Annotated in this window: 23 protein-coding genes and 1 riboswitch; of the genes, 10 read left to right on the top strand and 13 right to left on the bottom strand. The window is 72.6% G+C overall.

Annotation, left to right across the window (positions count from 1 at the left end; all coding sequences use genetic code 11):
• Positions 1–16: 16 nt before the first annotated feature.
• Positions 17–400, bottom strand: coding sequence for a MerR family transcriptional regulator (locus ACZ4FV_RS20650; RefSeq protein WP_395870074.1), 384 nt, complete (start codon positions 398–400; stop codon positions 17–19).
• A gap of 647 nt (positions 401–1,047) precedes the next feature.
• Here ACZ4FV_RS20650 and ACZ4FV_RS20645 point away from each other — a divergent pair.
• Complete coding sequence (locus ACZ4FV_RS20645) at positions 1,048–1,548, top strand: hypothetical protein (protein WP_465323038.1); 501 nt, start codon at positions 1,048–1,050, stop codon at positions 1,546–1,548.
• Here the strand turns inward: ACZ4FV_RS20645 and ACZ4FV_RS20640 are convergent.
• A complete protein-coding gene (locus ACZ4FV_RS20640) occupies positions 1,525–2,166 on the bottom strand; it encodes a TetR/AcrR family transcriptional regulator (protein WP_402237511.1) in 642 nt (213 codons plus the stop codon). The genes ACZ4FV_RS20645 and ACZ4FV_RS20640 overlap by 24 nt on opposite strands.
• Before the next feature lie 152 nt (positions 2,167–2,318).
• Here ACZ4FV_RS20640 and ACZ4FV_RS20635 point away from each other — a divergent pair, with 152 nt between their 5' ends.
• Positions 2,319–3,086 carry an SDR family NAD(P)-dependent oxidoreductase gene (locus ACZ4FV_RS20635; RefSeq protein ID WP_402237301.1) on the top strand — a complete coding sequence of 256 codons (768 nt, stop codon included), beginning with the start codon at positions 2,319–2,321 and terminating at the stop codon, positions 3,084–3,086.
• Positions 3,087–3,207: 121 nt separating this feature from the next.
• Here ACZ4FV_RS20635 and ACZ4FV_RS20630 read toward each other — a convergent pair whose 3' ends face one another.
• Positions 3,208–3,678 (bottom strand): nuclear transport factor 2 family protein, encoded by a 471-nt coding sequence (locus tag ACZ4FV_RS20630; protein ID WP_395870078.1) that lies wholly within the window; start codon positions 3,676–3,678, stop codon positions 3,208–3,210.
• Positions 3,679–4,014: 336 nt separating this feature from the next.
• On the opposite strand from ACZ4FV_RS20630, the gene ACZ4FV_RS20625 reads away from it, so the two are divergent.
• A complete protein-coding gene (locus tag ACZ4FV_RS20625; protein WP_395870080.1) occupies positions 4,015–6,279 on the top strand; it encodes a glycoside hydrolase family 3 C-terminal domain-containing protein in 2,265 nt (754 codons plus the stop codon).
• A 69-nt stretch (positions 6,280–6,348) separates the two neighbouring features.
• On the opposite strand, the gene ACZ4FV_RS20620 is transcribed toward ACZ4FV_RS20625, so the two are convergent.
• Positions 6,349–6,945, bottom strand: a complete 597-nt coding sequence (locus ACZ4FV_RS20620; protein ID WP_395870081.1) for a TetR/AcrR family transcriptional regulator — start codon at positions 6,943–6,945, stop codon at positions 6,349–6,351.
• Positions 6,946–7,072: 127 nt separating this feature from the next.
• Between ACZ4FV_RS20620 and ACZ4FV_RS20615 the strand changes: the two genes are divergently transcribed.
• Entirely contained in the window at positions 7,073–7,300 is a 228-nt protein-coding gene (locus ACZ4FV_RS20615) for a hypothetical protein (protein WP_395870083.1), read from the top strand.
• A 209-nt stretch (positions 7,301–7,509) separates the two neighbouring features.
• Here ACZ4FV_RS20615 and ACZ4FV_RS20610 read toward each other — a convergent pair whose 3' ends face one another.
• On the bottom strand, positions 7,510–7,917 hold the full coding sequence (locus ACZ4FV_RS20610; protein ID WP_402237307.1) for a glycosyltransferase 87 family protein: 408 nt from the start codon (positions 7,915–7,917) through the stop codon (positions 7,510–7,512).
• A 140-nt stretch (positions 7,918–8,057) separates the two neighbouring features.
• Here ACZ4FV_RS20610 and ACZ4FV_RS20605 point away from each other — a divergent pair, with 140 nt between their 5' ends.
• A complete protein-coding gene (locus ACZ4FV_RS20605; protein WP_331770504.1) occupies positions 8,058–8,384 on the top strand; it encodes a sigma-70 family RNA polymerase sigma factor family protein in 327 nt (108 codons plus the stop codon).
• A 679-nt stretch (positions 8,385–9,063) separates the two neighbouring features.
• Here the strand turns inward: ACZ4FV_RS20605 and ACZ4FV_RS20600 are convergent.
• The gene (locus tag ACZ4FV_RS20600) at positions 9,064–10,392 is read right to left on the bottom strand and encodes an alpha/beta hydrolase (protein WP_465323037.1); all 1,329 of its coding nucleotides are present in this window, start codon (positions 10,390–10,392) and stop codon (positions 9,064–9,066) included.
• A 269-nt stretch (positions 10,393–10,661) separates the two neighbouring features.
• Between ACZ4FV_RS20600 and ACZ4FV_RS20595 the strand changes: the two genes are divergently transcribed.
• The gene (locus ACZ4FV_RS20595) at positions 10,662–12,023 is read left to right on the top strand and encodes a cytochrome P450 (protein WP_465323036.1); all 1,362 of its coding nucleotides are present in this window, start codon (positions 10,662–10,664) and stop codon (positions 12,021–12,023) included.
• A gap of 40 nt (positions 12,024–12,063) precedes the next feature.
• Here the strand turns inward: ACZ4FV_RS20595 and ACZ4FV_RS20590 are convergent, their stop codons facing one another.
• Both ACZ4FV_RS20590 and ACZ4FV_RS20585 read right to left on the bottom strand, forming a co-directional pair.
• Positions 12,064–12,672, bottom strand: a complete 609-nt coding sequence (locus ACZ4FV_RS20590) for a hypothetical protein (protein ID WP_465323035.1) — start codon at positions 12,670–12,672, stop codon at positions 12,064–12,066.
• Positions 12,673–12,789: 117 nt separating this feature from the next.
• Positions 12,790–13,701: an aldo/keto reductase gene (locus ACZ4FV_RS20585; RefSeq protein WP_395870092.1), complete on the bottom strand. Its 912-nt coding sequence runs from the start codon at positions 13,699–13,701 to the stop codon at positions 12,790–12,792.
• Between the two features lie 70 nt (positions 13,702–13,771).
• Between ACZ4FV_RS20585 and ACZ4FV_RS20580 the strand changes: the two genes are divergently transcribed.
• The gene (locus ACZ4FV_RS20580; RefSeq protein ID WP_395870093.1) at positions 13,772–14,761 is read left to right on the top strand and encodes an ArsR/SmtB family transcription factor; all 990 of its coding nucleotides are present in this window, start codon (positions 13,772–13,774) and stop codon (positions 14,759–14,761) included.
• Between the two features lie 35 nt (positions 14,762–14,796).
• On the opposite strand, the gene ACZ4FV_RS20575 is transcribed toward ACZ4FV_RS20580, so the two are convergent.
• A complete protein-coding gene (locus ACZ4FV_RS20575; protein WP_395870095.1) occupies positions 14,797–15,237 on the bottom strand; it encodes a DUF1707 SHOCT-like domain-containing protein in 441 nt (146 codons plus the stop codon).
• Positions 15,238–15,308: 71 nt separating this feature from the next.
• Between ACZ4FV_RS20575 and ACZ4FV_RS20570 the strand changes: the two genes are divergently transcribed.
• Together ACZ4FV_RS20570 and ACZ4FV_RS20565 are read left to right on the top strand one after the other, a co-directional pair.
• Positions 15,309–15,917, top strand: coding sequence for a TetR/AcrR family transcriptional regulator (locus tag ACZ4FV_RS20570; RefSeq protein ID WP_465323034.1), 609 nt, complete (start codon positions 15,309–15,311; stop codon positions 15,915–15,917).
• Positions 15,918–15,998: 81 nt separating this feature from the next.
• A riboswitch (guanidine-III (ykkC-III) riboswitch) is annotated at positions 15,999–16,061 on the top strand.
• Between the two features lie 14 nt (positions 16,062–16,075).
• Positions 16,076–16,390 (top strand): DMT family transporter, encoded by a 315-nt coding sequence (locus ACZ4FV_RS20565; RefSeq protein ID WP_402237316.1) that lies wholly within the window; start codon positions 16,076–16,078, stop codon positions 16,388–16,390.
• A 68-nt stretch (positions 16,391–16,458) separates the two neighbouring features.
• On the opposite strand, the gene ACZ4FV_RS20560 is transcribed toward ACZ4FV_RS20565, so the two are convergent.
• From ACZ4FV_RS20560 to ACZ4FV_RS20545, 4 genes are all read right to left on the bottom strand, one after another.
• Positions 16,459–16,782, bottom strand: coding sequence for a putative quinol monooxygenase (locus ACZ4FV_RS20560; protein WP_395870102.1), 324 nt, complete (start codon positions 16,780–16,782; stop codon positions 16,459–16,461).
• Positions 16,783–16,908: 126 nt separating this feature from the next.
• Positions 16,909–17,757: an SMP-30/gluconolactonase/LRE family protein gene (locus ACZ4FV_RS20555; RefSeq protein ID WP_402237319.1), complete on the bottom strand. Its 849-nt coding sequence runs from the start codon at positions 17,755–17,757 to the stop codon at positions 16,909–16,911.
• 385 nt (positions 17,758–18,142) lie between these two features.
• The gene (locus tag ACZ4FV_RS20550; RefSeq protein ID WP_465323049.1) at positions 18,143–18,583 is read right to left on the bottom strand and encodes a GNAT family N-acetyltransferase; all 441 of its coding nucleotides are present in this window, start codon (positions 18,581–18,583) and stop codon (positions 18,143–18,145) included.
• Positions 18,584–18,755: 172 nt separating this feature from the next.
• A complete protein-coding gene (locus ACZ4FV_RS20545) occupies positions 18,756–19,010 on the bottom strand; it encodes a DUF3459 domain-containing protein (protein WP_465323033.1) in 255 nt (84 codons plus the stop codon).
• A gap of 318 nt (positions 19,011–19,328) precedes the next feature.
• Here ACZ4FV_RS20545 and ACZ4FV_RS20540 point away from each other — a divergent pair, with 318 nt between their 5' ends.
• A complete protein-coding gene (locus tag ACZ4FV_RS20540; protein WP_402237324.1) occupies positions 19,329–19,589 on the top strand; it encodes a substrate-binding domain-containing protein in 261 nt (86 codons plus the stop codon).
• Positions 19,590–19,638 lie beyond the last annotated feature (49 nt).

Below are 19,638 nucleotides of genomic sequence, written 5' to 3'. Positions count from 1 at the left end.
CCGGAGCGGGCGCCGCTCAGTCGGGCAGGATCGAGCGGTACCAGTCGATCTTGGCCCGCAGATGTCCCTGTTGGGCGCGCAGCAGCGCGATCTGTTCCTCGACCGCGTCGTCGTGCCGTTCCAGCAGCCCGATGCGCTCGGCCAGCGACTCCTGGTCGCCGGTGCGCGCCAGTTCGGCGTAACGGCGCATGTCCGCGATCGGCATGCCGGTGTCGCGCAGGCAGCGCAGTATGCCGAGCCATTGCAGGTCGTCCTCGGTGAAGCGGCGGTGGCCGCTGGGCGCCCGGCCCACGTCGGCCAGCAGGCCGATGCGCTCGTAGTAGCGCAGGGTGTCCAGGCTGAAGCCGGATCGCTCCGCCGTCTCGGCCGGGGTCAGGTAGCTCGTCGCGGTGCTGGTCATGACCGCATTCTGCCCGCCGTCCGCCTGACGGCGCGCTCCCCTTTTCGAGCCGGGCGGCGGCCTCACGCCGACGGCGCGCGCGTAGTGGCGGATTCGGTGGCACGTGTGCGCTGGGCGGGCTCACGGCGGCGCGGGTGCGCTGGGCGGGGTCCACTGCGGCGCGTGCGCGATGGGCGGGCTGACCCTGACACCGTGTCAGGCGCTGAGCTGGGCCGCATGATCGCCTACAACGGCTCCGGGCCGTACTGCTACACCCATTGTCTGCGCATGATGCTCGGCTCGTACGCGCCGGATCCGGCCGTGGTCGAGACCCTCACCGGGTCGCCCTTCGGGGTGCAACTGGTCGGCGGCGAAACGCCGTTCTTCGACCCGTTCGGTTGGGATCCGGAACTGGGACTGGCCGCCGCGGTCACCGCGCTGGGCTGGACCTGCGAGCGCGAGTGCGGCGGCACCGCGGACGAGGCCCTGGACCGGCTGCGGGCCGCCTGCGCCCGGGGCCCGGTCCTGGCCGGGCCGCTGGATCTCGGACTGTCGACGTATCGGCCCGGCACACCGGTGGCGGACGGCGGCGACCACTACGTGGTGGTGCCGGCCGCCGACGAGGACACCGTGCTCCTGCACGACCCGCAGGGGCACCCGTACGCCCGTTGCCCGTCGGGGAGTTCGCCGCCGCGTGGCGCGGCGCGGAGATCGCCTACCTGGATGAGCCGTTCGTGCTGCGCACGCGGTTCGTCCGAGTCCGCGAGGTCGCCGTCGCCGACGTGTTGCGCAAGTCGTTGCCCGCCGCCGCGCACTGGCTCGCCGGCCGCACGGACCTGCCCGTGCCGCCGGGCACCCTCGGCGGCGCCGAAGCGCTGCACGCGCCGGCCGAGACGGTGTCGCGCGGACTCGCCCCGGACGTGCGCACGCTGCCGGCGTCGTTCGCCGTCCGGGTCGGCGCGCGCAGGCTCGACAACGCGGCCGGATGTCTCGCCGGGCTGGGTCTGCACGAGGTCGCGCGGATCGCCGGCCGACAGGCCGCGTCGGTCGGGGCGTTGCAGTATCCGCTCGTGGTCGGGGACGACCGGGCGCCGGCGGCCGGCCTGCGCGAACTCGCGCCCACCTACCCGGAACTCGGTCGAGAGCTAGGGCGTGCCCTCGTCGGCTGAACCCGGGCCCGCCGCGCCGCCGACGACCGCGTCCCACGCCGCCATCGCGCACGCCGCGAGCCGCTCCAGGTCCGCGCGCGACGCGCCGTCGCGGGCCTGCACGGACATGCCCTGGATCACCGCGCTATAGAAGGAGGCAACGGTGGCGGCGTCGACGCCGGAGGGGACGTCGCCGTCGCGCACGCCCTGGCATAGTCTCCGCGTCAGGTCGTCGATGCCTTCCTTGCGCACGCCGGCCACGTGCTCGCGCACGGGCGCGTTCGCCTCGGAGCAGTTCGTCGCGCACAGCACGATCATGCAGCCGCGCGGCTTGGCCTCCTCGGTGTACGCCCGCGCGTTGGCGGCCAGCATCGCCGCGACGGCGGCCCGCGCGGTCGGCTCCTCGACCAGGGCCCGCGTCACCGTCCGGCCCTCGGTGTCGCCGTACAGCCGCAGCGACTCGCGGAACAGTTCCTCCTTGGAACCGAAGGCCGCGTACAGGCTGGGCGAACCGATTCCCATGGCCGACGTCAGGTCGGTCATCGACGTCGCCTCGTAGCCCAGATCCCAGAACACCCGCATGGCCCGTTCCAGGGCCGCGTCCCGGTCGAATCCCCTGGGTCGTCCGCGTCCGGCCAAGCCGGGCCACCGCCCTTCGCTCATCCATTTCTGTGTCGTTCGTTCAATATATGCCTTGACCTGCCCGGACGGCCCTGTGATTATTTCTGTGCCGATCGACACAGAAATCGGCGAACCGAAAAAGAACATCGACACGGAGTCGGGGGACGGGCATGCACGAGCCGACGGACGCAACGGGCGCGACGGGCAACAGGGCCGCGCTGATCACGGGTGGCAGCAGGGGAATCGGCGCGGCGATCGCCCGACGCCTGGCGCACGACGGCGTGGACGTGGCGTTCACCTACGTGAGCGCGACCGGCAAGGAGAAGGCCCAGGAGGTGGTGGCCGCCGTCGAGGCGACCGGCCGGCGGGCCCTGGCGATTCGGGCCGACGTGGCGGACGCCGACGCGGTGACCGAGGCCGTGGACCGGGCGCACGCCGAGTTCGGGCGGTTGGACATCCTGGTCAACAACGCGGGCGTCTTCCCGAACGGCCCGATCGAGCAGGTCGCCCTGGACGAGCTGGACCGCACGTTGGCCATCCACGTACGCGCCGCGTTCCTCGCCTCCCAGGCCGCGATCCGACACCTGCCCGAGGGCGGCCGGATCATCTCCATCGGCAGTTGCCTCGCCGACCGGGTGCCCTTCCCGGGCATCGCGCTGTACGCGATGAGCAAGGCCGCGCTGGGCGGCCTGACCCGGGGCCTGGCCCGCGAGCTGGGGCCGCGCGGGATCACCGCGAACGTGGTGCACCCGGGCTCGACCGACACCGACATGAACCCGGCGGTCGGCCCCGACGCCGACGCGCAACGCCAACTCAGCGCGCTGGGACGCTTCCTGGACCCGGAGGAGGTCGCCGCGACGGTCGCGTTCCTGGCCGGCCCCGGTGCCGGCGGCATCACCGGCAGCGCGCTGACCGTCGACGCCGGCTCCAACGCCTGACCCGGCCCGCCGCCGCGGGTCGCCCGGAGCATGTCCCCGGGCGACCCGCGTGGCCGGTGTGGCCCGCCCGCGCGGCCCGCCCGCGTGGCCCGCTGCCGCCGGACGAGCGGAAGCCGCCCGGTCACGGGGACTTGCTGTAGCCCAACGCCTCGACGATGCGTCCGTCGCGGATGTGCATCAGATTGACGCCCGCCACCCACGCGGACCCCGCGTGCGCGTCGCCGAACACCTCGTTCACCTCGCCCCCGCCGAAGTACACGTTCCAGCGGATCACCGCGCGATCCCCGAACACGAACACCTCCTGGGGCCGGAAGGCGGTGTTCGTGTCGGCGGCCAATTCCTGCCAGAAGCCCAGGCACGCGTCCAGCCCCTCGTACCGCGTGCCCTCGGGCGCCGGCTGCACGCTCACCATCACGCACTCGTCGGCGACCAGACCGGCCAGGAGCGTCGGATCGTGCGCGGTGAACGCCTCGTTGAACCGCTCGATGACCTGAGCGGTCGTCATGGTCCCGGCGGTCTCGCCGGACGTGCCGGTCCCGGTCGTCCCGGCGGTCCCGGTCGTGGTCTCGATGGTCGTCGTGGTCCGCGACATGGTCGTGTCTCCCGTGTGTGTTCCGACGAGTTCTCCCGAACTCGTCGACGATGTCCGGCCCGCCGGTCTCGGCGGCGCCGTGGGAACGATCTTGCGACCCTCGCGGGGACCGGACAATTCCCGGCAGGGAATGACCGGCAGCCCGCTCGGATCCCGCGGTCACCCCGGACGGCGTCCGATCGTCGTCGAGGGCGCGGCCGCAACGTCGGCCATCCGACCCAGTGATCGCGTCACGGCACACGACGGGTCACCCTTGACCATCAAAACCGATCACCATATGGTTTTTGAACCGGGCAGTAGCCCGGACTGCCCCGGGACCCACCGATCGGAGTCGCCATGGCCGCGCACGACCTCACCCTGACCGACAAGGCCGCGTTGACCAGCGGCCTGGGCCAGATGACCACCAAGGCGATCGAGCACGCGGGGATCCCGTCGATCACCATGTCCGACGGCCCGCACGGGCTACGCCTGCAACGTCCCGATCGCGAGCCGGGTCAACTCGACCTGAGCCCGGCCGCCCCCGCGACGTGCTACCCGCCGGCCGTCGCGCTGGGCAGCAGTTGGGACATCGAACTCGCCCACCGCGTCGGCGCCGCGCTCGCCGTCGAGGCGGCCGCGCACGGCATCGGTGTCCTCCTCGGCCCCGGCATCAACATCAAGCGCTCGCCGCTGTGCGGGCGCAACTTCGAGTACTTCTCCGAGGATCCGACGCACTCGGCCGAATTCGGCGGCGCCCTGGTCCGCGGCCTCCAGGAGCACGGCACCGGAGCCACCCTCAAGCACTACGCGGCCAACAATCAGGAAACCGACCGCATGCGGGTCAGCGCCGACATCGACGAGCGCCCCCTGCGCGAGATCTACCTGCGCGCGTTCGAACGCGTGATCCGCCGCGCTCGGCCCTGGGCGGTGATGTGCGCCTACAACGGCGTCAACGGCGTGACCCTGTCCGAGAACACTCGGCTGCTCACCGACATCCTCCGCACCGAGTGGGGCTTCGACGGCCTGGTGATGTCCGACTGGGGCGCGGTGCGCGATCGGGTCGCCGCGCTGCGCGCCGGACTCGACCTGGAGATGCCGCCGACCGGCGGGCGCACCGACCGCGAGGTGGTCGCCGCCGTCACCGCCGGCGAGCTCGACGAGGTCGTGCTCGACCAAGCCGTCGAGCGGCTCGTGCACTTCGCCCACCTGGCCGCGCGACCCGCCGGCGACGGCTCGACCGCGCCGTACGACGAGCACCACCGACTCGCCGGCGAGGTCGCCGACAACTGCGTCGTGCTGCTCCGGAACGAGGGCCCGCTGCTGCCGCTCGACCCCGCCTCGGGCAGCGTCGCGGTGATCGGCGAACTCGCCCGCACCCCGCGCTTCCAGGGCGGCGGCAGCTCCCAGGTGACGCCCACCCGGGTGGACGTCCCGCTCGACCACATCCGCGAACTCGCCACCGGCGCCCGGGTCGACTTCGAGCCCGGCTACCCACTCGCGGACGGCCCCGAACCCGACGCCGACCCGGTCGGGGCCGCCGACCGCGCGGTCCGCCTCGCCACCGCGAGCGACACCGTCGTGCTCTTCCTGGGCCTGGCCCAACAGGACGAGTCCGAGGGCTTCGACCGCGACCACATCGACCTGCCCGCCGAGCAACTCGCGCTGCTGGAGCGCATCCTGGCGGTCAACTCCCGGGTGGCCGTGGTGCTCTCCAACGGCGGCGTCGTGCGCACCGCGCCGTGGCACGAGCGGGTGCCCGCGCTCGTCGAGGGCTGGCTGCTGGGCCAGGCCGGCGGCGGCGCGCTCGCCCGCGTGTTGTTCGGCGCGGTCAATCCCTCCGGCAAGCTCGCCGAGACCATCCCGCTGCGCCTGGAGGACTCCCCCAGCTTCCTGACCTTCCCCGGCGCGGAGGGCCACGTGCGCTACGGCGAGGGCGTGTTCGTCGGCTACCGGGGCTACGACGCGGCCCGCCGCGAGGTCGCGTTCGCGTTCGGCCACGGCCTGTCCTACACGACCTTCGCCTACCGCGACCTGACCGTGGCGCCCACCGCCGACGACACCGGGTTCGCCGTAAGGGTCACCGTCGCCAACACCGGCGACCGCGCCGGTCGCGAGGTGGTGCAGGTGTACTCCTCGGCACCCGCCGGCTCGACGGTGGAGCGGCCGATCCGGGAACTGCGCGGCTTCGCGTCGGTGCGTCTGGAGCCGGGCGAGAGCCGGGAGGTGCTGGTCGAGTTCGACCGCGCGGACCTGGCGTACTACAGCGTGCGCAACGACGGCTGGCGGGTCGAGGGCGGCACCTACCGCATCGAGGCCGCCGCGTCCTCTCGCGACATCCGGCTGTCCGTCGACCTGGCCGTCACCGCCGACGACGCCGGCGCCGAATTGAACGTGCACAGCACGCTGGGCGAGTGGCTGGCCCACCCGGTGGGCGGCCCGCTGCTCCTGGAGCGACTGGCCCGCGCGAGCTCCGACCTCACCTCACGGCTCGCGGAGGACCCGATGTTGCAGCGCGCCGCGCACAACGTCCCACTGGAGGTGGTCGCCGACTTCGCCGGCGGATTGATCGGCCGCGACGAACTGGCGGTACTCGCCGAGCGGGTCGCGCAGGCCGCGGGCTGAGGTCGGACCCGAGCCGACCGGCGGGTGCGGTGCCACGAGGACGCCGCACCCGCCGGGCCCGAATCCGGCTCAGTCGCGGCCCGTCGCAGCGGGTGCCGGCGCCGGCTCCACCAGGGTCAGGATGTCCTTGATCGCCTGCTCCATGTCGATCGAGCGGTCGTTGAGCCACTGCAACTGGATGCCGTCCGCGACCGCGATCAGCAGCACCGCCAGCCGCTCCGGCGGAATCACACTGTCGATGGAACCGTCCTCGACGCGCGATCGCATCGCGGCCAGCACCGACTCCCGCGAGCGTGGATAGCGCTCGGCGAAGAACGCGTGGGCCGGATGCTCGGGATCGCTGCCCGCCGCGGCCATCGACACGTAGAGCTCGATCAACCCGGCCGCGCGCGCTCCCGCGCGGACCATCTCCAGATGCGGATCGGGCCCGTCGTAGTCCTCCCACAACCGGCGGTTCTCCTCGTCGCGGGCACGGAGCACCTGCGTCAGCAGGTCCTCCTTCGACGCGAAGTAGTGCATCAGGCCCGGCAGGCTCAGGTTGCACCGCGCCGCGACCTTGCGCAGCGACGTACCCCGATAGCCCTCCTCGGCGAAGACCTCCAGGGCCACCCGCAGGATCTCCCGCCGTTTCGCCTCGCCCTTCTCGTACGGGCCGCGTTTCGCCATGTAACCCACCTTAGTCCGCGCCCACACCCCGGCCGCCGGGCCCGGTGGGAGTGACACAAAGGCAGTCGATCGGATGGTGTGCCGGCACACGCCGTTGCGGCCGGCGGCGGGGACTCGTTGATCCGTCATGACCACATCCACGTCGCTCGACGAGGCATTGGGCACACTCGCCGGCGCGATCGAGGAGATTCTCGACCTCCTCGACCCCACCCCCACCCCCGAGGGCGAGCGGCTACCCGCTCGCCCTCGACCGATCCCCGACGGCCCCGATCAGGCCGTACCGATACTGCACCTGGATCCCACCATCGACCCGGACGCCCTCGTCCACGCCCTGCGGCACGCCCTGCACCACTGACCGCCGGCCGGGCAGGTCGCGAAATCGCCTCGCCGAGGCGAGCCGCGAGAACCGCCGTCGCGCCCGCCCTCCTCGCCGATGGGCGACGAACAACCCACCTCTATGCGCGAGTTCACGAGACCCCGACGGCGGATGCCGGTACCGCGGCCCTCGCCGGTTCCGGACCGAACCGCGCTGTCACGCACAGGAAGGCCACCCCGAAGGCCACGTCACAGGACGAACGCAACAGCTCGAAGCCGTCGGCAGCGGTGGGCGACCACGGCGCAGAGCGTGCCCAGCACACCCACAATGACGATGGTCAACGTCCCGCCGATCCCGGGATCGAACAAGCCGGTCACTCGGGTGGGCAACCCGCGCACCGACTGATTCGCGGCGTTCTCCACCCGGCCGACCCGCTCGGGGGTGACGACCCGGTCGGTCCGGAACCGCCGGGCGGCCCCGGGCAGCACCAGTGCCGACAGCGCCACCGTCGCACCCGCGGTGGTGATCGCGGTGACGCCTACGCGGCGGCGTCCGGTGCGCAGGAGGTAGACGATGAACACGGCCTGAGCGACGTCGCCGGGAGCGGGCCCGGGCCCGGACGGCGGGTGCGCGAACCCGCTCTGACACGCCGCCATGCGGCAAACGAGTGAGGGTCGACGTCCGAGGGGCGGTCGTGTTGTTCCCTGGTAGGGCACCCACCGTGCACGTCGCGCGGAACGTACGCGCGCCGTTCGTCGGTTCGTCCCCCGTTCGTCCGCCCGTTCAGGAGATCCCCGTGGCCATCGCTCCCGGCAAGCTGTCCGACCCGGCCGTAGGCGCCTTCGTCGCCGCCGTCAACGCGCACGACCGGGACGCCTTCGCCGCGCTCCTCACCGCCGACGCGACGATGTCCGACGACGGTTCGGACCGCGACCTGCACGACTGGGTGGATCGGGAGATCTTCTCCTCCAACGGCCACATGGACGTGGTGACCGAGTCCGCCGGCGGCCACGCCCTGATCGTGGGCTACCGCAACGACACCTGGGGCGAGATGCGCACCGCGTGGCGCTTCACCGTGACCCCCGACGGCCGCATCAGCCGCTTCGAAACGGGCCAGGCGTAGCCCCACCGGGTCCGCACCCGTCGCGGACCGTCCCGCGGACCGATCACGCGTCGAGGAACAGGCCACAACCGCCCGCCCGACACCGCTCGATCCACGCCGCCGGATCCCACGACTCGAAGGACTCCAGTGCCGAGCCGACGAACCGCTCGAAGGTCGACGGCCGGGGGAGATGCGCCTTCGCACCGCTGGGAACACGACGGTTCCACTTCCGGGCCGGTGCCACATGCTCCTCGTCGGGCCCACCCGTCGGCGCCGCCCGGAGCGCGCACTGGTACGGACTCGGGCTGCCGGGCGAGCCCGCACCATTGCGCCGCCTGCCGCTGCTCGCGCTGCCGGATCCGCCCGGCCCCCGGTCGTGGGGGCACCGGCACCCCTTCCCTCCTCATCCGCGCGGGGCCTCCGGAATTCAGGACTCGCAATTCGGATTCGGATTCGAGGCCCGGGCGGCCCTCTGCCCGGCCCCGGGCCCGAGCCCCACGGCCGGGGCTCCGCGTCGTCAGGCCCGCGCGGTGGGCAGCACGAGCAACTCGGCGAGGTTGACGTGTGCCGGAGCGGTGACGGCGTACACTGCGCCGCCTGACCCGCCCGACCGCGCACCGCCGGCCCCGCGCTCGGCGGGCCGGCAGCCTGTCCGCCGCACCCCCGGCCCGGCCCTGACGTCGACCACGGTCCGCGCGGGTCAACCCAGTTCGCGGAACCAACGGACGACGGCGGCGGTGCCCAGGCGGTTGGAGTCCGAGTGCGTCACCTCGGGGCCGAAGCGGGTGACCCGAACGTCCGCCCCGGCCGCGCGCAACGCGGCCCGGCAGTGCGCCGTGTTCGCGGGTGCGGCCTCCTGGTCGTCGACCGCCACGTACAGCCGTACCGGCACCCCCGGGCGCCAATTCGTGCACACCGAGTCGGTCTCCCGCAGCGCGGCGGCGAACGCGCCGGTGGGTCGCTCCAACAGGGCCCGCCCGGGTCCGGTGAGCAGGGCGTCGATGTTCTCCGGGGTCCCCCGCAAGACCTCGGTGGGGGTGTGCGAGCCGTCCAACAGGCCCTCGATGGTGTCCGCGTACAGCGGCTGGAAGACGTCGGCCGGTCGGTCGTAGACGTGGTGCAGGCGGTTGTAGGAGACCAGTAGCAGGCTCGCGTAGATCACGCTCGCCTTCTCGTCCAGGTCGCCGCGCAGCAGCGCGGGCAGTTCGGCGCGGCGGAAGTCGTAGGCACCGCTGATCGGCGCGATCGCGCCGACCCGGAAGAACGCGTCCGCGCCGGACCGGAGCGCACGGGCCAGTCCGAGTGCGGCGGAGGCGCCCTGGGAAAACCCGCTGACGTACACCTCCCGTTCCAGACTTCGTCCGCGCGAGTCGGCGAACGACCTTGCCGCGCGCAGCAGATCGAGCGAGGCGGTGGTCTCCGACGGGATGTCCATCCACGGGTGCGGGCCCGGGCCCTCGCCCTGACCGAGGTAGTCGGGCATGGTGGCGGCGAATCCGGCCGAGGCGAAGGTCAGCGCGGGCGCGATGCCCCACGTGTCCTCGGCGGTGGACGGCGCGTCGCGCCGGTACAACTCGGTGCCGTGCGTGAACGACACCACGCGCAGTCGTCGATCCGCGCTCGCCGGAAGCGCGAACAGACCGGTCGCGGTGGTGGGTCGGCCGGTCGCGTCCACGGTGCGGTAGACCAGCCGGTACAACGTGACGTCGTCGCGGACGGTGCCCGGATCCCAGCGGTCGTCGCGCAGTTCCTGCCGGGCCTGCCCGGCGGTCACGGTCCGCAACTCGACGAAGTCCACGAGCGTGCCGCGCCCGAGCCGGTCGACGGCCGCCTGCGACGCGGCAGGCGTGGCGGGCGAGGCAGGCGCCGCGGCCCCCGCGGTCGCGGTGACCGTCGCGCTGAGCAGGCCGGCCAGGACGAGCGCCGCCGTGAGCCGGCGAGTGGCAGAGCGGGCGGTGGAGGTCGGGGCACCGGCGCGCGGTGCCGTACGGGAGTTCCTGCCTGGTGTGTCGAACCCTCGATTTCCCATGCCTCGACGCTAGGCATTCGGCGAGCGGGCGAACATCCGGACAGCAGGGAGGGCGGGATCCGGGCACGCCCGGGCCGAACCCGGGGGCATACCCGATGGACGCGCGGGTCGAAGTGTGCTCGGGCCGGGCCCGGCCGCCCGCGACGACACACGCCGGTGTCGGAAACGTCCCCCCGCGCCCGGTCCGGCGCTGCTGGAATGGAAGCGGACACCGCGCTGCGCGGTGGCGGCGCCCGAGCACCGCCGTCCGGCACACGAGGGAGCGACCCATGACGACCCGACACCCGCCCCGGCGGACCACGTCCACCGCGCGCACCGGCCGGGCGCCCGGGGCCTGGCCCGTACTCGGGCACCTCCCGCACCTGCTGCACGCCCCGCTGCGCTTCCTGGGCTCGCTGCCCGCGCACGGTGAACTGGTCGAGATCCGGCTCGGCCCACGCCCCGCGTTCGTGTTGTGCCATCCCGAACTCGCCCGGCAGGTAATGAGCGACGGCCGCACCTTCGATCGGGTCGGGCCGCTGTACGAGGGTTCGCGCGCGGCCCTGGGCAACGGTCTGGCCACCTGCCCGCACGCCGACCACCGGCGGCAACGCATGCTGATGCAACCCGCGTTCCGGTCCGAACACCTGTCCGGCTACGCCGACGCGATGCGGCGGGAGATCGGCGTGGCGCTGGAGCACTGGCGACCGGGCCGGGTGCTCGACATGGTCGACGAGATGTTCGCGCTCACCACGACCGTGGCGGTCCGCACCCTGTTCGGCGGCGGCATCACCGATCGCGACATCGCCGAACTGCGGGACAGTCTGGACACCTTCCTCAAGGGCGTCTACCTGCGCGCGCTGCTGCCCGCCGTCGACATCCTGCCCACCCCGGGCGCCCGGCGCTACACCCGGGGCCTGGCCACATGGCGGACCCACGTAACGCGGATCGTCGGCGAGCGCCGTGCGGACGACGCCGACGGCGGGGATCTGCTGGGTCGTCTGATCGCCGCCCGGGACGAGGCGGGCGGAGCGCTCACCGAGCGGGAACTGCACGATCAGGTCGCGGTGTTGATCCTGGCCGGCGCCGAGACCACGTCGTCCGCACTGTCCTGGGCGCTGCATCTGGTCGCCGCGCATCCCGAGGCGGAGGCGGCGCTGCACGCCGAGGTCGACGCCGTCCTCGACGGGCGCGTGGCCGGTCCCGACGACCTGCCCCGACTGGAGTGGACCGGCCGGGTGATCCGCGAAGTGCTGCGGCTGTACCCACCGGCCTGGGTGCTCCCGCGCACCAGCACGCGCGAGATCGAGGTGGCCGGCCGCGGGCTGCGCGCCGGCAGCAAGCTCGTGTTCAGCCCGTACATCCTGCATCGTCTCCCGGAGTTCCACCCCGAGCCGGAGCGCTTTTGCCCGGAACGCGACCAGGCCGACGGCTTCGCCTCGGGGGCCTGGTCGCGCGCTTCCTTCGTGCCCTTCGGTACGGGTCCGCACAAGTGCATCGGCGACACGTTCGCGTTGACCGAGGCCACGCTCGCGCTGGCCTCCATCGCGGGCCGCTGGCGCCTGCGCCCGGCCTCGGGTACCCCGGTCCGGGCCACCCCGCGCAGCGTGTTGACCCCCAGCGCCCTCCCGATGCATCTGATCCGCCGCTGAGCCGCACCGCCCGACTCCCGTAGCCGGCAGGGTCGTTCGTTCAACCGTGGGCGGCCACGCACTCCCCCACGGCATCGAACAGCAGCGTCCAGTTGGCCGGCACGCGCCGTACCGCGAAGGTCAACTGGAAGCGGACCACCGCCCACTCGTCGGGGTGCGCGCCGGCGCCGTGGGCACGCACCACCTCGAGGGCGTGGTCGAGGCACTCGACCGGGTCGTCCTCGTCGAACCCCAGTCGCGCGTAGGCCCGACGCACGTGGTCCGGCATGGACAGCGACTCGTCCCACCCGGCCACCGCGTCGAGCAGGTAGAGCAGGTGACTTCCCGGAGCGGGGAGTTCGCCACGCAGTCGAGCCGTGTCGAATTCCCGGTCCGCGTCCTGCGCCACCAGGTCCGAACCCTGTACGGCCCAGGCGACCAGGTCCATCCAGTAGGCCGGTTCGTGCAGGCCGTCGGTCTGCCGGATGTGTTCGCTCGCGAACACCGCCATCGCGTCCGGGTCGTCGATCAACGGCGAGACGACCATGTCGCTCGTGCCGTCGAAGCCGAAGTAGTGGCGCCGCCCGTCGAGGACGAGCGACTCGATGCCGGCCACATGGCCGGTTCGTCCGGGCAGCGGGTCGAAGCGCCTGGCGGGCTCGGGGTTCATGTCGACGACGGTAGCGACGATCACCGACGCCGCCGCCCCCGACCCGCGCCACCGCGGCCCCGCGACCCGGCGTGCGCGGCCGGTCGACGCACGCGGCTCGGCCGCCGGCCGCCTCGCTCACGCCTCGCGTCGGTGCAGGTCCCCCAGTACGGCCAAGTCGGCCTCGGTCAGCCGCAGCGCGCCGGCGGCCACGTTGGCGACCAGGTGGTCCGGGTTGCCGGTGCCGGGTATGGCCAGCATGTGCGGCCCCTGGTGCAGCGTCCAGGCGATCCGGACCTGCGCCGCGCTCACCCCGTGCGCTCGCGCCACCTCCAGCACCTCGGCCGCCTCGGTGTTGACTGCTCCGACCTGGCGCCCGGTACCGGCGATGGCGTAGAACGGTACGAACGCGATGCCCTGTTCACCGCAGGTGCGGACGAACTCGCCCTGGTCGGCCCGCATTCCGATGCCGTACGGGTTCTGTACACACACCACCGGCGCGATCGCGCGTGCCTCGGCCAGTTGCTCGGGGTGGATGTTGGAAACGCCCAGGTGTCGGATCAGACCGGCCGCACGCAGGTCGGCCAGTGCGCCGAAGCGCTCCGCGATCGAGTCGGTGCCCAGGACACGCAGGTTCACCACGTCGAGGTGATCACGGCCGAGTTGGCGCAGGTTCTCCTCGACCTGGCCGCGCAGTTGCGCCGGCGTCCTCGCGTGCGGCGCCCAGTGACCCGCCGCGTCCCGGCCGGGTCCGACCTTGGTGGTGATCACCAGGTCGTCCGGGTAGGGGGCGAGCGCCCGGTTGATCAGTTCGTTGGCGGAGCGCAGCGGCGAGAAGTAGAAGGCGGCGGTGTCGATGTGGTTCACCCCGAGTTCGACGGCGCGGCGGAGCACGCCGATCGCCCGCTCCCGATCGCTGGGCACCGCGTCGGCCGCGAGCGCCTCGCCGTCCTGCGTCAGGCGCATCGCGCCGAATCCGATCCGGTTGATCGTCAGGTCGCCGAGCGTCCAGGTGCCCGATTCCGTCGCGGTGATCGTCTGTGTGGTCATGGCGGCATGATCCTCGGGGGCTAGGCTGATCACCATCGATTAAGGTATATCCGAATCCTCAGGGGTGGAGATGTCGGCGAAGCTGGCGTTCTCGGCGGGTGATCTGGCCCGGATGCGGTTCGCCGTCTCGCCGATGTGGGAGGTCGGCCCCAGCTTCCGGCTGCTGTGCTCCGGCGCCGCCCACGCGATCCACCGGCCCTGGATCGAGCAGGTCCGCCCTCGCGTGGCGGCCGCCGGGCTGGACCGGGGCCGACTCGCCGAGCTGATCCCGCCGTCGGGCTACGTGCCCGACTTCCTCAACCCGGCGCCCACCGGGCCGACCTCCACCCTGGCGGCGGAACTGGCCGAGATCGTGGCCACTCCCGTCGCCTCGGTACGCCGCGACCTGGATCGGCTGCGCCACGAGCGCGGCGGGCTGGGCCCCAGGACCGAGGCCCTGTACGCCGATCCGCGTGCCCGGCTGGCCCGGGTCGCGGAGGAGATCGAGACCTATTGGGAGTTGGCGCTCGCGCCCTACTGGGCGCGGATCCGGGCGGTACTCGACGCCGATGTCTTCCACCGGGCCCGGCAGGTCGCCGAACGCGGGGCCGGTCGGCTCCTCAACGAGCTGCACCCGTCGGTCAGTTGGGACGACGACACGTTGCGGCTGGGTCGGCGGGAGCGGGCGCTGTCCCGGCGCACGGCGGGCGCGGGACTGCTGCTGATCCCGTCGGTGTTCACCGGACCGGACCCGTTCACCCGGGTCACCCCGCCCGAGCCACCGCAACTGGCCTATCCGGCCCGGGGCATCGGCGGGTTGTGGACCCCGCGTCCGGTCACCGGCACCGAGGCCCTGGCCGCCGTCCTGGGCCGCTCGCGCACCCTGTTGCTGAGCGAACTGGACACTCCGGCCTCGACCACCGAACTGGCCCGGCGAACCGGGCTCTCCGCGGCGGCGGTGTCCCAGCAGTTGACCGCGCTGCGCGACGCGGGCCTGGTCACCGCGCACCGGGCCGGCCGCGCGGTCCTGTACGCCCGCACGACGATCGCCGAATCCTTCCTGACCGCCACGTCCCGGTGACCGACCGGGGCGGGCGTCCACTCGGGCGCCCTCGGTCAGCGTTCGGCTTCGTCGTCCGCGTCGCCGCGCGGCCAGACCGCGATCGCGATCAGAACCGCGGCCCACACGCCCAGCGGCACGATCGGCCAGTAGCCGATCAGCTCCCCCTTGAGCACGCAGCGTGTTCCCCACACACCGGTGAGGATCACCGCGCCGCCCAGCCAGTAGCGCCACTCCTGAAGCCACTCGCGCAGGTCCCGGCGATCCCGCTCGGCCCGCGTGGTCGCGACCGTGGCCGCGCGTGGCCGCGCGGCGGGCAGGTCCGCGGTGAGTTCCGCGAGTTCACCGAGCACGGAGGCGGCCGCGGCGCGCGTCGCGCGCTCGTCGTACTCGCTCCGGTCCAGTCGACCCTCGGCGTAGCCGGCGGCGAGCCGGGCCAGTGTGGTGTCGCGATCGTGATCGGACGCGCGCATGGCGTGATCGAGTCGAGCATCCACGACAATCTCCTTCCGGGCGGACACCGAGTCTTTAGAATACAGTCGTATCCAAAACTTGTCAGGGGGGATCGATGCCCAAGATCGTGGACCGCGACGCGCAACGGCGGGCGATCGGGGCCGCGCTGCTGGAGTTGGTGTCCCGCAACGGCCTCGACGAGGTCAGTGTGCGCACGGTGGCCGCCGCCGCCGGGCGCTCCGCCGGCGCGGTCCAGAAGTACTTCCGCACCAAGGACGAAATGCTGGGCTTCGCCGCCGAGTTGGCCGGCGAGGCGGTGGAGCGGCGGTGGGCCGAGGTGGATCCCACCGGGCCGCCGCATGAGGTGTTGCGCCGCCTGGTGCTGACCACCCTCCCGCTGGACGCCGCCCGGCGCGCCGAGGCGACCGTGCGCTTCGCCTTCGTCACCCGCGCCGTCCACCACCCCGGTCTGGCCGCGACCCAGCGCGAGATCGACACCGACATCCGCGCGGCGCTGGCCGACTGGCTCGGTTCCGCCGCGCTGCCCGCGCACGGCCGGGACGCGTGCGAACGCATCGCCGACGCGGTCATCGCGTTGTCCGACGGCCTGGCCATGCGCATGCTCTACACGCCGGACGCGGAGGCCGAATTGCTCCCCGCCCTGGACAACGCCCTGCGCGCCCTGCTCGGCGACCACTGCTCGCCGACCCCGCCCGCAGGGTGACCGGCACCACCGGAATCGTGCGCCCGAAGGGTGGCCGAATCCCGGATTTTGTGCGCCGAGTGCCGCGTGCGAGAGTGGTTCACGGAGCCCGAACCGGCTCCCGGACGAGGCACGCCGTACCCGGTTGAGACAAGACGGTGTCAGGGAGCGTGCCTGTCATGGCTTGGATCGTCCTGATCATCTCCGGTGTCCTGGAAGCCGTCTGGGCGACGGCACTCGGCAAGTCCGCCGGATTCAGCAAACTCTTCCCGACCATGGTGTTCGGCATCGGCCTGACCGCGAGCATGGCGGGCCTGGCGTACGCCCTGCGCGAGCTGCCGGTCGGCACCGGCTACGCGGTGTGGGTGGGCATCGGCGCGGTGTTGACCGTCACCTACGCGATGCTCTTCGACGGCGAGGCGTTCTCCGTCGTCAAGGTCCTGCTGCTGGCCGGCATCGTCGGCTGCGTGATCGGCCTGAAGGTCCTGCACTAGGCCCTGTCCGGCATCGGTGGGTCGGGCCTCGCCCACGCGAGGCCCCACCCACCGGCCCGGTGTCCCGGTCAGTCGATCCGCAACTCACCCATCGCGCTCCACCCGTTCGCGTCCGGGATCACCGTGCTCACGATCTCCGGCGTGTGCCGGATCAGCGGACGGATCTGCTCCAGGGCCGCCTTGAAGTGGTCGGAGTTCACGTGCGCCGCGGCAGCGTCGTCACGGAACGCCTCGACCAACACGTACGTGTTGGGGTCCTCGACGCTGCGCGACCACTCGAACCACAGGTTGCCCGGCTCGCCCCGGGTGGCCCGGGTGAACGCCTCGACGTGCTGCGGCCACTCGTCGGCGTGTTCGGGCTTCACCGGAAACTTCACCACGATGAAAATCATTGGGTAACTCTAGGTCATCGCGCCTGCGCACAGGGGCGTACACCACCACCCCGGCGGCGACCCGCGGAACGCGTCGCGAACGGCCGACCCATTCGGCCGCACCGACCCGCGCGGGCGTACCGGCGCTCACCGGTCGACCGCCGGCACCGACACCGGGACCGCGACGAGCCGGCCGGTGCGCGGACCCTCCGTCGCGTCGGCCATGCCGTGCCATTCGGTGGCGACGACGAACAGCGTCCTCCCGTCGGGACCGCCGAGAGCGCACGAGAAGCAACCCCGGTCCAGTTCGACCGTCCGCAGCACCTCGCCCCCTTCCCGAACCCGCACACACCGCTCGTTGGGCACGTCCGCGTACCAGACCGCGCCCTCGGCATCGACGCAGATCCCGTCCGGAACGCCGTCGCCGAGGTCTGCCCACACCCGGCGATTCGACAACCCGCCGTCGACCGCGATGTCGAACGCGGTGAGGCGGTTGCCGTACGACTCGGCGACGATCAGCGTCGAGCCGTCCGGGGTCACCGCCATGCCGTTGGGAAAGGCGACGTCGTCGGCCACCCGCCGGACCGATCCGTCCGTGGCGATCACCGCGATGAACCCCGGCCGGAACGCCTGCCCCGCCGACAGGTCGAACCCGATCCCGTTGACGTACGCGTTGCCCCGTCCGTCCACCACGATCTCGTTGAAACCGTCCCCGACCGCGCCCAGATCGGCGTACTCCAGCAACGACCCGTCCGCCTCGAGGGTCACCACGCGTGCCTCGCTGGACGAGACGATCAGCAGCCGCCCGTCCGGCAGCCGATCGATGCACATCGGCATCGACGGAAACGGCACCCGCACCACCACCTCGCCCACACCGTCGGGCGCGACCGCGAGCACCTCCTGGGCACCCCAGTCGGAGAACCACAACCGGCCCTCGAACCACCGCGCCGACTCACCGAAAGCAATGTTCTCCCACAGGACGGTCCACTCGGACATGCGTCACGACTCCTAGGTCGACCCGAGGCGGGCCGCCGTCGGTGTCGACGGCGGATACCCGCTCTCCCGGGGTAGACCCCGACACACCCGAGAACTCATCGCCGAGCAAGCGCCCCGCGCGTCGTACCCGAAGCCACCTCCGGGAAGGCCGCCGAGGACCGTCGAAGAGCCTGCCGCCGCGACCGCGCGGGGGCGGATCGGCGAACGCCGCCGCGTACCGACCGCCCGAGGAACCGATTGTCCCGGCATGGAGAGCACGGCGGAAAACCGCCGCTCGCCGACATCGACGAATCCCGGGACCGATGACGCGCGACCGACGTCCCGGCAGTCCCGGCACAATGCCCGGCCGCAGCGCCCTTCCGGGCCGGCCGGGAGGACGAGGTCGTCAGGCCAGGCGCTTGGCGAAGATGTACTCGGTGCTGCCCGGCGGGTAGTCCGGCACCGTGCCGACGAGTTCGTAGCCCTGTTTCCGGTAGAAGTCCGGCGCCTGGAACTCCCAGGTCTCCAACCGCACATGCCGGCAGTCGCGCTCGGTCAGCGCGATCTTCTCGGCCCGGGCCAGCAGTTCCCCGCCGAGCCCGGTGCCGCGCCGGGTGGAATCGACCCACAGGAGGTCCACGTGCAGCCAGTAGGCCCACGTGTATCCGGCCAAACCGCCGATGATCGTGCCGTCGTCGTCGAGGGCGAACAGGTGCAATGCCACCTCGTCCTCGGCATCGGTCCCCTGGAGCCTCGCCAAGTGCGGCGACGCCGCGACATTGGTGTCGCCGAGCTGCTGCCCGAGCCAGGCTCGGCGTTCCGCGTCCACATTCGCTTCGAACTGCACCACGCACTCACCTTAGCCGGACGCGCGGCCCACGACGACAGTGCGCCGTCCGACGGCGTCGCGAGTGCGGGTCCGACGGCGTCGCGTGCGCACGACACAGCAACACGCCCACCCCGCCCGGCACATGGCCGCCGGTCGGGGCCTCGCACGGAACCGCCGACCGAACGCACCCTCAGCGGCCGTCCACCGCGTACCAGACCGCCGTGTCGCCCGGCAGGATCCCGCCCCCGGGCAACGCGCCGCCGGCCGGCAACACCGCGCCGTACTCGGGCAGCCGGACCGGCTCCGCGCCCGAATTCACCGCGCACACCAGCGCGTCGCCGCGCCCGAACACCAACGTGCCCTCGGGCGAATCGAGCCTGCCGAACGGGTGCGGCGGATCCTCGAACAGCTCCCGGTGGTGCGTCCCAGTGGTGTCCGAAAACACCTCGTTGGACCCGGTCAGCGTCTCGCTCGGATTCAGCGACGCGGGACGGCGGCGTCGAGGGTGGCCGCGTCGTGCGCGCCACCTCGGCGTTGCGGTCCTGCGCCATCCAGGCCGAAGTCGCGCGGGTAGCGGGCAACCACCGAATCGGGTCCGTCGTACAACCGCGCGCGCAGTTCGGCGGACGCGTGGTCGAACCTGGGCAGTGTGTCGACACGGCGGAACGACGCGTATCGGCCCCGGTTCTCGGCGTCGAAGTAGTAGAAGCCCGCCTCGGCGGAGTCCGGTTCGGCCCGGCCCCGGCGGAACCACTCGCTCGGCGTGGTCTCGGCCGCGCGCGAGGCCGGCCGGCGGGTCCCGCACGACGTCTCGGTGGTGGGTTACGACGACTCCTACCTCGCGGCGCACAGCGACCCGCCGCTGACCACCGTGCAACAGCCCATCGAGCAGATGTCCACCGCGATCGCGACCGCGATGTGGCAACGGCTCCAGGGCTACCACACCCCGCACGTCGACCACCGCTTCGCGCCCCGTCCGGTCGCGCGCGACTCCACGGCCGCCGCCCCGCCGCACCGGGACTGACCCCCGAGCGCGAGCACCGACGTACTACACGATCCGCCGCGGCCGGGCT

This window comes from Embleya sp. NPDC025285 (assembly GCF_055558835.1).
Note: the sequence above shows the minus strand (reverse complement) of the source record. Positions and strands in the feature narration are given on the sequence as shown.